Origin of the sequence: Bacillus sp. C30, assembly GCF_040838255.1 — a bacterium.
Classification (GTDB): Bacteria; Bacillota; Bacilli; order Bacillales; family Bacillaceae_G; genus Bacillus_A; species Bacillus_A mycoides.
This window is the reverse complement of sequence record NZ_JBFPJH010000066.1, coordinates 1-15113: the sequence shown is the minus strand read 5'-3', so window position 1 is coordinate 15113 and position 15113 is coordinate 1. Positions and strand designations below refer to the sequence as shown.

Annotated in this window: 12 protein-coding genes and 2 pseudogenes; 3 read left to right on the top strand and 11 right to left on the bottom strand. The window is 35.7% G+C overall.

Annotated elements, in window-relative coordinates:
• Positions 1-68: 68 nt before the first annotated feature.
• Together AB3X49_RS09460 and AB3X49_RS09455 are read right to left on the bottom strand one after the other, a co-directional pair.
• Complete coding sequence (locus tag AB3X49_RS09460) at positions 69-749, bottom strand: lysoplasmalogenase (protein WP_002029577.1); 681 nt, start codon at positions 747-749, stop codon at positions 69-71.
• 123 nt (positions 750-872) lie between these two features.
• Complete coding sequence (locus AB3X49_RS09455) at positions 873-1823, bottom strand: DMT family transporter (RefSeq protein WP_002125011.1); 951 nt, start codon at positions 1821-1823, stop codon at positions 873-875.
• A 356-nt stretch (positions 1824-2179) separates the two neighbouring features.
• Between AB3X49_RS09455 and AB3X49_RS09450 the strand changes: the two genes are divergently transcribed.
• Positions 2180-4105 carry a heavy metal translocating P-type ATPase gene (locus tag AB3X49_RS09450; protein ID WP_367961709.1) on the top strand — a complete coding sequence of 642 codons (1926 nt, stop codon included), beginning with the start codon at positions 2180-2182 and terminating at the stop codon, positions 4103-4105.
• A gap of 182 nt (positions 4106-4287) precedes the next feature.
• Here the strand turns inward: AB3X49_RS09450 and AB3X49_RS09445 are convergent, their stop codons facing one another.
• The 5 genes and pseudogenes from AB3X49_RS09445 to AB3X49_RS23200 form a co-directional block, all read right to left on the bottom strand.
• Positions 4288-5157, bottom strand: coding sequence for a YihY/virulence factor BrkB family protein (locus AB3X49_RS09445; RefSeq protein ID WP_002063656.1), 870 nt, complete (start codon positions 5155-5157; stop codon positions 4288-4290).
• A 5-nt stretch (positions 5158-5162) separates the two neighbouring features.
• Complete coding sequence (locus tag AB3X49_RS09440; RefSeq protein WP_002191833.1) at positions 5163-5678, bottom strand: DUF4075 domain-containing protein; 516 nt, start codon at positions 5676-5678, stop codon at positions 5163-5165.
• A 53-nt stretch (positions 5679-5731) separates the two neighbouring features.
• Positions 5732-6195: pseudogene (locus AB3X49_RS09435) on the bottom strand (low molecular weight protein-tyrosine-phosphatase).
• A gap of 167 nt (positions 6196-6362) precedes the next feature.
• Positions 6363-7481, bottom strand: coding sequence for an RNA-guided endonuclease InsQ/TnpB family protein (locus AB3X49_RS09430; protein WP_367961707.1), 1119 nt, complete (start codon positions 7479-7481; stop codon positions 6363-6365).
• Positions 7444-7533: pseudogene (locus AB3X49_RS23200) on the bottom strand (IS607 family transposase); the annotation flags it as partial. The pseudogene AB3X49_RS23200 and the gene AB3X49_RS09430, both read right to left, overlap by 38 nt.
• A 156-nt stretch (positions 7534-7689) precedes the next feature.
• Between AB3X49_RS23200 and AB3X49_RS09425 the strand changes: the two are divergent.
• A complete protein-coding gene (locus AB3X49_RS09425) occupies positions 7690-7914 on the top strand; it encodes a DUF1128 domain-containing protein (RefSeq protein WP_002010236.1) in 225 nt (74 codons plus the stop codon).
• A 192-nt stretch (positions 7915-8106) separates the two neighbouring features.
• A complete protein-coding gene (locus AB3X49_RS09420) occupies positions 8107-10779 on the top strand; it encodes a cation-translocating P-type ATPase (protein WP_367961704.1) in 2673 nt (890 codons plus the stop codon).
• A 34-nt stretch (positions 10780-10813) separates the two neighbouring features.
• On the opposite strand, the gene AB3X49_RS09415 is transcribed toward AB3X49_RS09420, so the two are convergent.
• From AB3X49_RS09415 to AB3X49_RS09400, 4 genes are all read right to left on the bottom strand, one after another.
• Complete coding sequence (locus AB3X49_RS09415; protein ID WP_002029585.1) at positions 10814-11896, bottom strand: toxic anion resistance protein; 1083 nt, start codon at positions 11894-11896, stop codon at positions 10814-10816.
• 18 nt (positions 11897-11914) lie between these two features.
• Complete coding sequence (locus AB3X49_RS09410) at positions 11915-13546, bottom strand: YceG family protein (RefSeq protein ID WP_305454106.1); 1632 nt, start codon at positions 13544-13546, stop codon at positions 11915-11917.
• 110 nt (positions 13547-13656) lie between these two features.
• Positions 13657-14448 (bottom strand): TerC family protein, encoded by a 792-nt coding sequence (locus tag AB3X49_RS09405; RefSeq protein ID WP_088031676.1) that lies wholly within the window; start codon positions 14446-14448, stop codon positions 13657-13659.
• Between the two features lie 73 nt (positions 14449-14521).
• The gene (locus AB3X49_RS09400; protein ID WP_367961701.1) at positions 14522-15100 is read right to left on the bottom strand and encodes a TerD family protein; all 579 of its coding nucleotides are present in this window, start codon (positions 15098-15100) and stop codon (positions 14522-14524) included.
• Positions 15101-15113: the final 13 nt, after the last annotated feature.

Here is a 15113-nt window from a genome sequence, read left to right as displayed (position 1 = left end):
ATATAATAGCATAGCAATAAAAAAGATACTCTCAAAATAGTCTATCAACTATTTTTGAGAGTATCTTTTTATAATCCTACATATACAATACACATCTGCGCTGCGACATATGTAAACCAAATCCAAAGCGGTTCATACTTCAGTTTGCGCCCTCCGATATCTGTCACGCCGATAATAAAATCAGAAATCACAAACAGTAAACCACCAAGTGCTGGTATCCACCATATTCCTATATTCTCGTAATATAAGGCGAATGCAAAACATGCCATTCCTCCAACCCACAAACCGTAAATTAGAGCGCCTATTGTAAAAAGTTTGTCTTGTTTTTCATTTCGAATAAAGAAAAACCACCCTATAATTAGAAAGAGTCCGTATACGAATAAACCGATCCAAAAACCATTCCATGAAATACCTGTTTGTAAAAATGCTTTCACATAGAAACAATGTGCAAGAGCGAAAGTAACCATTCCTCCAATTAATCGATGACCAATTGGAATTAATCCTGCCATAAATAAATCCCCTACAGTTGATAAAGTCATACCGAGTGCAACCCACGTACTGTACTCAGCCGATGGATCTTGTAACCATATCCAAATTGCACTTCCTGTTAAAGAAAAACTAAGAATAAGACGAACTGCTAAAGGTAACGGCATATTATTTCTCGTTCTCTTCGTCTGTCCTATTGCATAAATTGCTCCCATTAAAAAAAGAATAATTTGCCCGACTAACACAATGTAAAGTACATTCATAATATGTTCTCCTCAATAAATGCTTTATTCTATCTTTTTTCGTTACATATATCACGTTCTCCTTTTTCTATGTAAAAAAAGAAGAACAATACTGTTCTTCCATTTTAATCGTTTTTCTGTTCTCTATGCTACTTGTTTTTCTTGCTCAACTTTCTTTTTAACCGGGTTACGATTTACTACAATAATTCCCGCTGCGACACATGCTAAACCAAATAGTACAAAGGAATGGATTGCTTCCCCTAAAATTAGACTTGATAGTAGCACACCAAACACTGGTATAAAGAACATATACATCGAGACTTTCCCTACTTTGTTATACTTCATAATTGTATTCCATATACAGAATCCGGCTGCTGATAAGAACGATAAGTATATGAGCATAAGTATTGCATGTAGATTAAATGTGAATGGCATCATTCCAACTTGAAATGCACCTATACATAGCAACCCAATTGATCCGAAAATCATCTGATATGCTGTCATATACCCAATATCTAATGTTTTACTACCTTCTTTCGCTAATATGTTTCCATACGAATACATCATGGCTGCCCCAAGAAGTAATAAGCTACCTATTCCAAAATGAAATGATAAACTTCCATCACTCGGTACATTCACTAAAATCACACCGCAAAAACCGATAGCTACTCCAATTACTTTTCGCCTATTTAGAGCATCATCTTTATATAAAAAGTGTGCGAGTAAAATTTGAAAGAATGATGATGTTCCTGAAATAATCGCTCCTTCAATTCCTGAGCTGTAACTCATTCCAATATAAAAACATATATATTGAAGAAAAGTTTGAAACAAGCCAATTTGAACTAACTGCTTTCCTGTTCCTTTTTTGAACTTCATATCTTTTCCTAACGCTTTAAAAAATAATAAGAGCATTACACCAGATAAGAAAAAGCGATAGCCAGCAAATAATATTTGTTCCCCGACTTCTTGTGGCTGAATTCCAAGTTCAGCATAGCTTAATTTAATAAAGGGAAATGCGCTTCCCCATAAAAATGTTGCTACTATTGCGGCAATAAACACGCCAATCGGATGGGTAAAAAATTTCTCTGTCTTCAACTTGATGTCTTCCTTTCCGACCTTTTTATGAACAATATTCATATATACCAAAGGAAATGCGAAAACACAAGGTTTCAGTTTATCCCGCGGCAGTAAAAGCCCGATTGGCGAGGGCTAATAATCAGCGTGGGATGAACAAAACCCCCACTAATTAAAGTTTCACTTTATACTAAAACAAAAACATATCATCTAAGAAAAACATATGCTATACTATAGAATAATTACAACATAATAACTATTAAAATCAGATTCAACAGAAATGCTGCTATCCATTATGGATGGCAGCTTTCGTCGTTTTATAGGGGTTTCGATTTTGATTCTTTTTCTCAATAAGAATTCGGAAGGAGCGAGTAGTAATGAACGCAGAAGTAAAAACATTACAAGCACAAAAAGATATTTCTAATCCCTCTTTATGGGATACATTAAAGAAACATTATGAACTTATATTTGCAATCGCATCTGGTATTTTTATTTTAGCTGGTTGGTTATTCACAAAAAATGATGTAATAAGTGCAGGTATTACTTTATATATCCTTGCTTATGTAATTGGAGGATTTGCAAAAGCGAAAGAAGGTATTGAAGACACAATTGAAGAGAAAGAGCTAAATGTTGAAATGCTCATGATTTTTGCAGCTATCGGTGCCGCAGTTATTGGTTACTGGGCAGAGGGTGCTATTTTAATCTTCATCTTTGCATTAAGCGGAGCAATGGAATCTTATACATTAAGTAAAAGCCAAAAAGAAATTTCAGCGCTTCTTGATCTACAACCTGAAGAAGCATTACGTATTTCAAACGGAATTGAGGAACGTGTTCCAGTTGAACAATTACAAATTAACGATATTATTTTAATTAAGCCAGGTGAGCGTGTTCCTGCTGATGGCACAATTCATACTGGTGAAACAAATATTGATGAAGCTGCTATTACAGGAGAACCCATTCCGAATGAGAAAAAATTCGGCGATGAAGTATTTGCCGGCACTGTAAATTTACGTGGTGCTATTGAAGTTAAAATTACGAAGCCGAGCGATCAAACATTATTCCAAAAGATTATTCGTCTCGTTCAAAGTGCACAAAGCGAAAAATCCCTATCACAACTATTCATCGAAAAATTTGAAGGAACATACGTAAAAGGTGTACTACTTGTTGTTGCGCTTATGATGTTTGTTCCTCATTTCTTACTTGATTGGAGTTGGAATGAAACGTTTTATCGCGCGATGATTTTACTTGTAGTCGCTTCTCCTTGTGCGCTAGTTGCAGCCATTACACCAGCAACTTTATCAGCAATTTCAAACGGAGCGAGAAACGGTATTCTCTTTAAAGGTGGTATTCATTTAGAACGTCTAGCCTCAGTAAAGGCGATTGCTTTTGATAAAACAGGAACATTAACACAAGGAAAACCTACTGTAACAGATGTATATGTTCGAGAAGGCATAGCAGAAAGTGAAGTACTTTCTATTACAGCAGCGATTGAAAGTCACTCTACACATCCTTTAGCAGAAGCGATTGTTAAATATGCAAAACATGCTTACGACATTACGATAAAAAAACCAGAAAACGTTGAAGATGTAACTGGTTTTGGATTAAAAGGAATATTAGAAAACAAATCTTATAAAATTGGTAAAGCTGATTTTATTGGAGAAGAAACAAAGACATTTCATAATGGCATTTCTGCTTCACTTGAAAAAGAGGGGAAAACTGTCGTTTATATTAGTGATGAGGATGGTATTCTTGGACTGATCGCTTTAAAAGATACCCTTCGCCAAGAAACGATAGCGGCTATTCGTGATTTGCAAAGCATTGGTGTCGAAGCAATCATGATTACTGGTGATAATGAAGAAACAGCAAAAGCAATTGCCAATGAAAGTAATATAAAAGAATATTACGCAGCATGTTTACCGGAAACAAAAGTTGAAACGATAAAGCAGTTAAAAGAAAAGTACGGCATAGTCGCCATGGTTGGAGATGGTATAAACGATGCACCTGCACTCGCTACTTCTAGTATTGGTGTTGCAATGGGTGAAGGAACAGACGTAGCATTAGAGACTGCAGACGTTGTTCTTATGAAAAACGAATTATCTCGTCTCTCTCAAGCAATCCGTTTATCAAAACGAATGAACCGTATTGTGAAGCAAAACGTTATCTTCTCTTTAGCTGTCATTGCAATGCTGATTTGTTCTAATTTCTTGCAGTTTTTAGCTCTTCCATTCGGTGTTATTGGACATGAAGGAAGTACCATTCTTGTAATCTTGAATGGCTTACGATTATTAAAAGGAAATAAGTAACGGGTCCCTGATAAAGGACCCGTTTTTTTTAATGGTAGCTATTGTGACCGTTCGCACTACTGCTCGTTTTATGCTTTGGATGCGAACTGCTCTTTTGTTTATTATTACTTTTATTATTGTGGTTCTTTTTATTATTACTCATGAAATATCCCCCCTGTTCCCTTTTATTATGGAACAAGAGCTCATTTTTCATTACGGGAATTATTGTCACCCGTTCTATAATGATGGAGTAAACCATTAATTTCACCGCCAAGTAAAATTACCCACGCAGTTAAGTAAAACCATAACATTAAAATAATGATACCACCGAGACCACCATATGTATTAGCGTAATTTGCAAATTTATCTACATAATAGGCAAATGAGTACGATACCACAATCCATCCTACAGTAGCAAATATTGCTCCCGATATGACTTCTCTTCGCTTTAATTTCCGATCAGGCGCAAATGTATATAAAAAGCTAAACAAAGCGATTAAAACAAAGAAACTTGCTACTAAACGCGTAATACTCCAAACATAAGAAAAACTATCCGATAAACCAATTGCTTTAAACACGGCTGCCCCAATCACTTGTCCAAATACTGGGACGATTAGTGCAAACACAATCATAAAAATTATCGCTAACGTGAACACGATAGATAAAGCTCTTGTTTTAATAAAGGAACGGGTTTCTGTTACATCATAAGCGCGGTTAAAAGCGTTCATAACCGCATTCACCCCGTTTGAAGCAAACCATAACATCGATAGTAAACCGAATGATAATAAACCACCATTTTGTTCGTTTACAACTTTATCTACGTTTACTTCAATTAAGTTCATCGCATCTTCTGGTACGTACGGTTCTAATAAATTGAGCACACTTTCTGTTTGAAGGTCAATAAAGCCAAGAAGCGTAATTAAGAAAACAAGCCCAGGGAAAATCGCAAGCAAGAAGAAATAAGCGAGCTGTGCTGCTAAGCCCGCTACATCATCGCGCATCGTCCGGTCATATAAATCTTTCCCAAACGAAAAAGTGCGATTTCTTTTTGCTTTTTCTAGAAATTTCCTCATATTTTTTAGACGCTTTTCTTCTCTTCTTTATTTTGCTTTAGCTCAATGTATGCTTCAGTTTTTTTTTCCTCTGCATTTGAGTCCTTCATAAATAATTCACGCGCTTCTTTCATACCACCATCTTCAGCTACTACTGGCTCTTCTTCTGCTTTAAGCTCATCTACCTTTGGAGATACAGCTTGAATTTCAATCGTTTCCGGCTTTTCTACTGGCACAACTTTTCTCTTACTAAAAATTTCTTTCGTCTCTTTTAACGTTTCTACAACAGACGGCGTCAATTTTTTGATTTCTGCTACTTTCGCTTTTACTACATTGAAATCAGCAAGTTCGCGTCCTTTATCTGTAACAGTTTGCACTTTTTCTTTTATCTTCGAATTTTCACCAATTTCAATCATCTTTGTTTTTGCTTTTTCTGCCGTGTTTTTTACTTTTTCACGGTTTTCTTTCTTTAACATAGATACAGCTACACCTGCAGCTACACCAATCGCAATGTTTCGAGCAATATTATTTTTCTTTGCCATATTCCTTCACCCTTTCATTTCTTATATTAGAAAGTATTACTTTCTAAGCTTCCTCATATTCCTTGTTCATTTCGAATGAAAGCTACTAGCTTTGCACACCCTTCTGTTACAAGGTCATACACTTCTTGGAAGTTCCCTGTAAAGTAAGGGTCAGGAACGTCTGTCCAGCCACCGTCTGGAACAAAATCGGACAGTCTACCAATATAGCCTCCAGTTTTACCAAAACTTTTTAAATCCGCTATATTCTTGTTGTCCATGGCAATAATATAATCAAACTTTGTTAAGTCTTCTTTTTCTACTTGCCGTGCTTTAATTCCTTCAAAAGAGACTTCATTTTCTTTTAAAATTTTTTTGTTCCTTTATGTGGTGGATGACCAATATGCCAATCTCCAGTTCCTGCAGAATCAATGACAATTTTCTCTTCGAGTCCCTCTTTTACGACAAGATCCCGAAAAATTGCTTCTGCCATTGGAGAACGACAAATGTCCCAAAGACAAACAAACAATACTCGGACCATATTTTTGTTTCTTCCCGTTGCCATAAACTTATAAAAATTTATAAATTATGTTTACTTCCCTGTTCTATGTGTCCAATTTTGCCTAAGCTACTCTTGTTTAGTATAACACTCCGAGGGCGTAAATTCGGATACAACGAATCCTACATATTAGCATTAACGTTTACGTGTTAGTTTGCTAATTGATAACGCGACAAATTAATAGATGCATTCAAATCCCTATCTATCCGAAGACCACAATCACATTGATATAATCGGTCAGATAATCTCAAGTCTCTCTTAATGCTTCCACAACATGAACACATTTTTGAAGATGGATACCATTTATCAGCTTCAATAAATTCAATTCCATATTTTTCGCATTTGTATTGAATTTGTCTCTTAAATTCGTATAAACCTTGCTTTGCTATCGCTTTAGCTAAATGTCTATTCTTCATCATCCCCTTGATATTCAAGGTCTCCATTACAATACGATATGGTTTGGTTTTCACGATATCGTTTGTCGTTTGATGAAGATGATTAACTCTGATATTCGATAATCTTCTATGCAGGTGTCGTACCTTTTTTTCGATTTTTATAATGTTGCTCGTTTTGACGAAACGGTTTCCCTCCTTATTCATTTGATATTTTCGAGAAACTTTACGCTGCAACCTTTGAAGGCGTTTCTCTGCCTGTTTTACTGATTTTGTTTTGTTAATGTTTTTGAACCTTTCACTATCTGAGCATATTGCTAACTCTTTTATGCCAATATCTATTCCGAGTGAAGCATCTGTTAGATTTTCTTTGGAAAATTCTTGTTCAACACCAACTGATACATACCAATACTTCCCGTCAAAACTAACCCTTGGATTAGTATATTTGCAACCCATAAGAAGTTGTTCGGAAGTTTTTATCCAGCCGATTTTTTCAATCAAAATTTGATTCTTTTTCACTTTCAATTTGACATTATCATTATAAAAGGATGGTTTTGATTTCTTTCTACTCTTGAAGCGTGGTTTATCTGATATGCCTTTGAAAAATCTCTTGTATGCGTTGCAAGCGTCTTTAACAGCTTGCTTTGTGATATTGTTTGATACTTCATATAGCCAAGTATATTCTTCGGTTTGTTTTAATGTAGTCAACTCTTTACGAATAGTACCATCAGATATGAATTTCCCACCATTTTTATGATTTTCTTCTTGCTTCCTCAGTGTCCAGTTGTATGCCCAACGAGCTACTCCAACTGATTTCCAAAGCTGATGCTCCTGCTCTTTAGTGGGCTTTATCCTTATCTTCTTCGCAAGTATCACTATTCATCAGCTCCTTAATCATTTTTTTAGCTTTGTTCGCCCGTTTACCTTCTTGGTGCATTTCTTAATATATACTTATAGTATAAACAACCAATTATTAATTATAAAGGAAATCCCTACTAATTTAATAGGATTGAAAAGTTTCATTAACGAAAATGATAAAAAAATGTTAAGATAACCTTATGTTATTTTAAAGGGGGACACTTCGGTGGATTTATCCGTAAAATCAGAAGCAAACGTTGAATATATGGTAGAAGCTATTAAAGAAAAATTACGCATGGTTAATGCTGGAGCAATGAGAGCTGCTAGTTTTAACGAAGAAATGTACGAGGACTTACGTGACATTTATGAGCACGTTATGAAACGTGAAACATTCAGTATTAGTGAAATGCAAGCTATTACTGAGGAATTAGGTACATTAATTAAAAAATGACAAAGAGCCTCACGTATTCGAGGCTCTTTTAATTTCAACAAATTCATGACAACTCTTCTCTTTTCCTCCTCACATTCTAAATTACTGTACAATGAAAGTAGAACCTCACCTTAGATTTTTTCTCCATACATACTACTCTAAAAAAATTGCCACACTACCATTGCTAACTGTTTTTACTGGAGGTGCTTACTTATGAGCAATTGGTACAGTAAGACGAAAAATCAAACATTAATCGACCTAGAAACAAATGAACAACACGGTTTAACAGATAAAATCGTAAATGAACGTTTAAAGCAATATGGTTATAATGAATTAGCTACCAAACAAAAACGTACTTTATGGCAGCGCGTTTTCGCCCAAATTAATGATGTGCTCGTATATGTCCTTATTATCGCGTCCCTTATTTCCGCCTTTGTAGGTGAATGGGCCGATGCAAGTATTATCGCGCTCGTTGTAGTTTTAAATGCTGTTATCGGTGTAATCCAAGAATCGAAAGCGGAACAGGCTTTAGAAGCATTGAAAAAGATGGCAACACCTAAAGCTATCGTAAAGCGCGATGGTGAACTAAAAGAGATTCCATCTGAGCACGTCGTTCCAGGTGATATCGTCATGCTTGATGCCGGGCGGTATATCCCCTGCGATTTACGACTTATCGAAACTGCGAATTTAAAAATTGAAGAATCTGCTCTAACTGGTGAATCTGTCCCTGTAGATAAAGATGCAGTCTACCACCCTTCCATGCAAAATGATGAGCAAGTACCATTAGGTGATCAAAAAAACATGGCCTTTATGTCGACGTTAGTAACATACGGACGTGGCATCGGTGTTGCTGTTGAAACTGGGATGCATTCACAAATTGGCAAGATCGCTACCCTTTTACATGAAGCAAACGATGATATGACACCACTTCAAAAAAGCTTAGCACAAGTAGGAAAATATTTAGGATTTGTCGCTGTAGCTATTTGCACTACTATGTTTCTCATCGGTTTTTTACAGGGCCGGGATACGTTAGAAATGTTTATGACCGCAATTAGTTTAGCTGTTGCAGCCATTCCAGAAGGCTTACCAGCTATCGTTTCCATCGTTCTTGCAATTGGTGTTCAGCGTATGATTAAACAAAACGTTATCATTCGTAAACTACCAGCTGTTGAAGCTCTCGGTTCTGTCACAATTATTTGTTCAGATAAAACAGGTACATTAACTCAAAATAAAATGACCGTTACTCACTTTTATAGTGATCGCACATCCGACCAACTAAAAAATTTGAATGTAAATAATGATGCACACCGTCTATTATTAGAAAATATGGTTTTATGCAACGATGCCTCTTACGGTGCCGACTCACAAACAGGGGATCCTACAGAAATTGCCCTTCTTGTTGCCGGAAGCTCTTTTGACATTCAAAAAGATCATTTAGAAAATAAACATGAACGTGTTAACGAATTGCCTTTCGATTCTGATCGTAAAATGATGTCAACTGTACATACGTACGATGAAGACTACTATAGCATGACGAAAGGTGCTATTGATAAACTTTTACCTCACTGTACCCATATCTTTATAAATAATAAACTTGAGGTCCTAAAAGATTCTGATAAAAATCAAATATTAGAAGCTGCCGGGTCAATGTCGCAAGAAGCCTTAAGAGTACTCTCATTCGCATATAAACGATACGATTTAAACGATATGGATATGGATATAAATCATCTCGAAGAAAATCTCATCTTTATCGGTCTTGTCGGTATGATTGATCCACCACGTACAGAAGTAAAAGATGCAATTACAGAATGTAAAAAGGCTGGTATTCGCACAGTTATGATTACGGGTGATCATAAGGATACCGCCTTTGCAATTGCCAAAGAACTTGGTATCGCCGAAGAAAAATCTGAAATTATGATTGGAACTGAATTAGATACCATTTCAGATACAGTACTAGCAAGTAAAATTAATCACTTAAATGTATTCGCTAGGGTCTCTCCAGAACATAAAGTGAAGATTATAAAAGCATTACGTGCTAAAGGAAATATCGTTTCCATGACTGGTGACGGTGTAAATGATGCTCCATCTTTAAAACAAGCAGATGTTGGAGTAGCAATGGGAATTACAGGAACAGATGTCGCAAAAGGCGCAGCAGATGTAGTTTTAACAGATGATAACTTCTCATCTATTGTGAAAGCTGTTGAAGAAGGAAGAAATATTTATCGTAATATTAAAAAGTCTATTCTCTTCCTACTTTCTTGTAACTTCGGCGAAATTATAGCTCTCTTTTTAGCTATTTTACTCGGCTGGGCAACACCACTACGCCCTATTCACATTTTGTGGGTAAATTTAATTACAGATACACTGCCTGCATTATCACTCGGTGTTGATCCTGAAGATCCAGATGTGATGAAGGAAAAACCACGACATGCGAAAGAAAGCTTATTTAGCGGCAGCGTTCCTTTTCTTATTTTCAATGGGGTTGTAATTGGACTTCTTACTTTAACAGCCTTTATCGTTGGGGCAAAGCTCTATACAGGAGATACAAATTTATTTCCTCTCTTCCCAGAGCAAATTGATGAAGACGCGCTATTACACGCTCAAACGATGGCATTTGTCGTTCTTAGTTTCTCTCAACTCGTTCATTCATTTAACTTACGTTCAAGAACGAAATCAATTTTTTCAATTGGGATATTTACAAATAAATATTTAGTCTTCTCACTTCTAATCGGTGTTCTTATGCAAGTGTGTATTATCTCCATCCCACCTCTTGCCAATATATTTGGTGTGCATGCATTAACAATGCGAGATTGGGGATTTGTTCTCTTGTTAAGTATCATTCCGCTTGTTGTGAATGAAATCATTAAATTAGTTAAGAGAAACTAAAAGGCAATGAGGACTGTTCCTCATTGCCTTTTCTTTATCCTTGTAATTCTTTTTTGATGTTCTCTGTTAATGTAGCCATACGCTTACGACTTTCTTCACGCTCACGTTTATTTTGCTCTTCAATTTGTTGTGTTTCTTGCATACCTCTTGAAATAATGTTCCAAGTTTCCTCAAGTGTTTCCATCTTAATACTAGAAGAACCTGATAATCTCGCTACTTCCACACTTTGAGTTGCGATATTTTGTGCATTTTTCTTAAGTAATTCATTTGTACGGCGATCAAGTTCAGCCATAGAGTCCGCAACAAGCTTTTGACGTTTCGCATTTACCGCTTGAATGATACCATTTTTAAAGATAGGAATCGTTGTAATAAATGCCGTATTGATTTTACCGATTAATTTATTGTTACCGCGTTGAATCATACGAATTTGTGGTGCTGTTAATAGAGCAACCATACGTGCTTTTTCTAAATCATCAATACGCTGTTCTAAAATTTCAACAGAGTTTTTAAGCGATTCTAATTCAATACCCGCTAACTGATCATTATTACGTATGCGCTCTTCGTACATCGGAACTAACTCTGTATTTAAACGCTCTAATAACATTTCCCCTGCTACTACGTATTTTTCTAAGTCTAAATAATACTTTAAGTTTTGCTCATATAAACCATCTAACGTACCAATTGATTTTTTCATTTCATCTTGATACTTCGTAATTTCTACGTATACTTTATCCATTTCGCGACCCATCGTCTGATACTTACTAAAGATTTGTTCAATCATTTTATCTGCTTTTTTGAACATACGTGAGAAGAAACCACTTTTCTCTTCCGCAAAGTCTTTACTATCAAATCTGTCCATAATTTTACCAAGCTGTTTTAATAATTCACCAGAGTCTTCTACTTTCGATAAAGACATTGTATGTAAAATTTGATCAGCGAAACGTGAAATTTCCATAGAAGGTTCTTTTCCGAGTTCTATTAATTCTAATTGATCTTTAATATCTACTGCATTATAAATACGTTGTACTTCTGCATCTTGTCTAAGTTGCAAGCGAACATCTTGTGCGGTTTGCTCATTCAATTCTGTTTTCGAATCTAGTACGACTGGGTTATTCATATGGTATTCTCCCTTTCCTTATAAAAATGGACGAAATAGTCCTTTTATTGTTTGTGATAAATTTTTATAGGCTGATGAACCATGAAATTCAAGATCGAAATTAACTTCTTCAAGCCAATGTGAATCAAATGCTCCTGATTCAATATACGGTTCAATATCGTTTCTCCCCGTTGGATTAAAGTGGAATACATCTACTCCAATTTGATTTAAAAATAGTAATAACACAGCATCAGAACGACTTAATTCTCCGCTCTTCTCATTATTAAATATAACAATTTTCGGTACTTCTTGCGAATAATCAAATTTCTCAAGCTGCTCTAAAATGTTCGGTGGTATTTGAGAGAGTTGTGCGAAAACATACAGTGCTACATCTTGTTTCGTCTCTTTCGCAATTGGTTTACACATTTCACTTTCGCACGTATGGATGATTGCTTCTGCAATACCATGTTGTAATCCTTCTGGTAAACGCTTATGTGGCCACCAATGGCTGTTCATAATTAAATCCGGATGTAACTTCCCCCCGCGGTCCAATGCATCTCGATAATGATATTGGAAATTCGCTTTTTGTTCTTTCGTAAACGGGAATGTATTAATTAATAAACTGTTATCAAATGATGTAACAGCCTTTAATCGCTGAAAATATTCTTTATCATTCTTTGAAACGCCTGATATTTTTGCAAATAAAGAAGGAATATAAATATGCTTATTTTCAACAAAGAATGTTGGGCGTACAAATGCCTTTTCTTTCGTAATTAAAAAGAGTTCATCGTACGTCGTTTTGAGCGTACGGGCTACAGGTGTATACGAACGGAATTGCCACGGTTTGTATAATAATGAATTATCGTGGTGAAGTACTTGCTCGATTTCTTTTGAAGCTTGATAAGCTACCGTTGCGACGCGTTCACGACGCCGATCAGGAAATGGTTCCAATGAAATACGGCCTGAATGAGATACGACAAAGGTCTTTCCTTCCTCATCTACACTCTCAAATCCATCTTTTCCTTCTGGGTGATAATAAAGTACATCACAGCCGAGCATAATAAGAAAGTATAAGAAATATATACGACTCTCCGTCGCATCACCGTACCAAACGATACGCGGCATTTGTTTCTTATAATTAATCGTAGAGAACCACTTCGCTACGTAATTTTCACTTAATTTAATCATATCGATTAAGAAACGCCGGAATCCTTCTGTTTTTAAAGATTGATTATGTTGTTTCTCATACAATTTCAATACAGAAATAAACGTCGTATGTATATAATGCTGTAAATCAGGATTGTCTACTTGCGGTAATAGTTGTTTTCCAGACAAATGTGCTACAAGCCTATTTACTGTAAGTCCATTCGGCGCTTCTTGATGTAATGCAAAAACTTCTTGAATATGGCGCAGTTTTTCGGGATCAATCACCTTATTTAAATTTTGTTCATGCAAAACTTCGATCCCTTTTGCTTCACTATAATCAAATAGTTCATTGAAATATTCATCTACATCATTCGGAACACCAAGAATGCGACTTGCTATATAACTAAATTTCATCTCATTCTCTGTCAGTTCATATTGTGGGCGTTTTTCTAAAAGCGCTTCAAATTGCTTTAAATCTGATTCTTCTTTTAATGCACATGGTTGAAGTGTAAAACGTGAAAACACAACAGTTCACCTCCAAAAACATTTACGTTTTTTATAAAGTCTCTCTTCTATTATAAACTATTTTTAGTTATAAAAAATGGGCGCTCGCATAACGAGCAAACCCATTTCAATTATTTATGTTCACTTTTAGTAGCTGCAACTTCTTCTTTAGCTTGTCCAGAATTCTTCATGTAGTGAAGTATAAATGTTGCTCCAAACGCTACCACTAAAATAATAAAGAACAGCGTATGACTTACTTCAATATGAATAACAGACAGTAGCATTTTTGCTGCAATAATTAAGATTAAAATATATGCTGTCGTTTCCAGTTCTGGAATACGTTCTAACAATTTTAAGAATACGCCAGCGATACCACGCATCATTAAAATACCGAGCATTCCGCCTAATAGTAAAATCCAAACTTCATTCGATACACCAAATGCAGCAAGTACACTATCTACAGAGAATGCGATATCCATTAATTCAACCATCGCAACTGTCCCCCAGAAGACACCGAACATTCTGAAGAGAATACTATTTTGGTTCATACCATGAGCTTCCTCTTCTTCTGCATTACCTTTTCTTTTATCAATGAAGTATTTAACTGAAAGCCAAGCTAAGTAAAGTGCACCTAACACTTTTACCCACCATAATTTAATTAAGAACATTCCGATTCCAATTGCAATAAAACGGAATACATAAGCTCCAATCAGTCCATAGAATAATGCTTTTTTTCGTTTTTCTTCTGGAAGATGTTTTACCATTACTGCTAATACGAGTGCATTATCGGCAGATAATAACCCTTCAAGTACAACAAGTGTACCTATTAACCCCCAAGATACTGGATCTTGTAACACTTTAATCCACATGTCCAAGTCGAAAAACTGAGCATACGTATCAAGGATTCCTTGCAAAATACTCATCTTACCTTTATCCCCTATTCTTTGCTAGATTTATAGAAAGGTCAAAAAAAGGAAACGAATGTCGTTTCCCTTCTTATGCATCCAAGCCATACGCTTTTACAAGCGCACCTAATCCACCTTGGAATCCGCTTCCTACTGCACTAAACTTCCACTGTCCATTATGACGATATAATTCACAAAAGACAACTGCTGTTTCAATGGAGAAATCTTCCCCTAAATCAAAACGAAGAACTTCTTCGTTTGTTTCTTCATTTGCTAAACGAACGAATGCATTTGCAACCTGTCCAAAGTTTTGATTACGGCCTTCACCATCATAAATTGTAACTGTAATAGCAATTTTATGAACATCTGCTGGAACCTTTTTCAAATCGACAACAAGTTGCTCATCATCACCGTCACCTGCACCTGTACGGTTATCTCCTGTATATAAAACTGATTCACAAGGAGACTGTAAATTATTATAGAAAATAAAATCAGTTTCCTTCGTACATTTCCCGTTCGCATCTAATAAAAAGGCAGATGCATCTAAATCGAAATCAGATCCACCATCATAAGATTTAATATCCCATCCAAGACCAATTACTGCTCTTGATAAACCTGGACTTGTTTTAGCTAAATCAATTTTCTGTCCTTTTTGCAATTGAATAACCATATATATTCACCTC

What these genes read in the sequence shown, in the direction of transcription:
- AB3X49_RS09400 (WP_367961701.1), bottom strand. Translation starts at nt 15,100, where the DNA reads ATGGTTATTCAATTGCAAAAAGGACAGAAAATTGATTTAGCTAAAACA.
- AB3X49_RS09450 (WP_367961709.1), top strand. Translation starts at nt 2,180, where the DNA reads ATGAACGCAGAAGTAAAAACATTACAAGCACAAAAAGATATTTCTAAT.
- AB3X49_RS09415 (WP_002029585.1), bottom strand. Translation starts at nt 11,896, where the DNA reads ATGAATAACCCAGTCGTACTAGATTCGAAAACAGAATTGAATGAGCAA.
- AB3X49_RS09440 (WP_002191833.1), bottom strand. Translation starts at nt 5,678, where the DNA reads ATGGCAAAGAAAAATAATATTGCTCGAAACATTGCGATTGGTGTAGCT.
- AB3X49_RS09405 (WP_088031676.1), bottom strand. Translation starts at nt 14,448, where the DNA reads ATGAGTATTTTGCAAGGAATCCTTGATACGTATGCTCAGTTTTTCGAC.
- AB3X49_RS09460 (WP_002029577.1), bottom strand. Translation starts at nt 749, where the DNA reads ATGAATGTACTTTACATTGTGTTAGTCGGGCAAATTATTCTTTTTTTA.
- AB3X49_RS09420 (WP_367961704.1), top strand. Translation starts at nt 8,107, where the DNA reads ATGAGCAATTGGTACAGTAAGACGAAAAATCAAACATTAATCGACCTA.
- AB3X49_RS09445 (WP_002063656.1), bottom strand. Translation starts at nt 5,157, where the DNA reads ATGAGGAAATTTCTAGAAAAAGCAAAAAGAAATCGCACTTTTTCGTTT.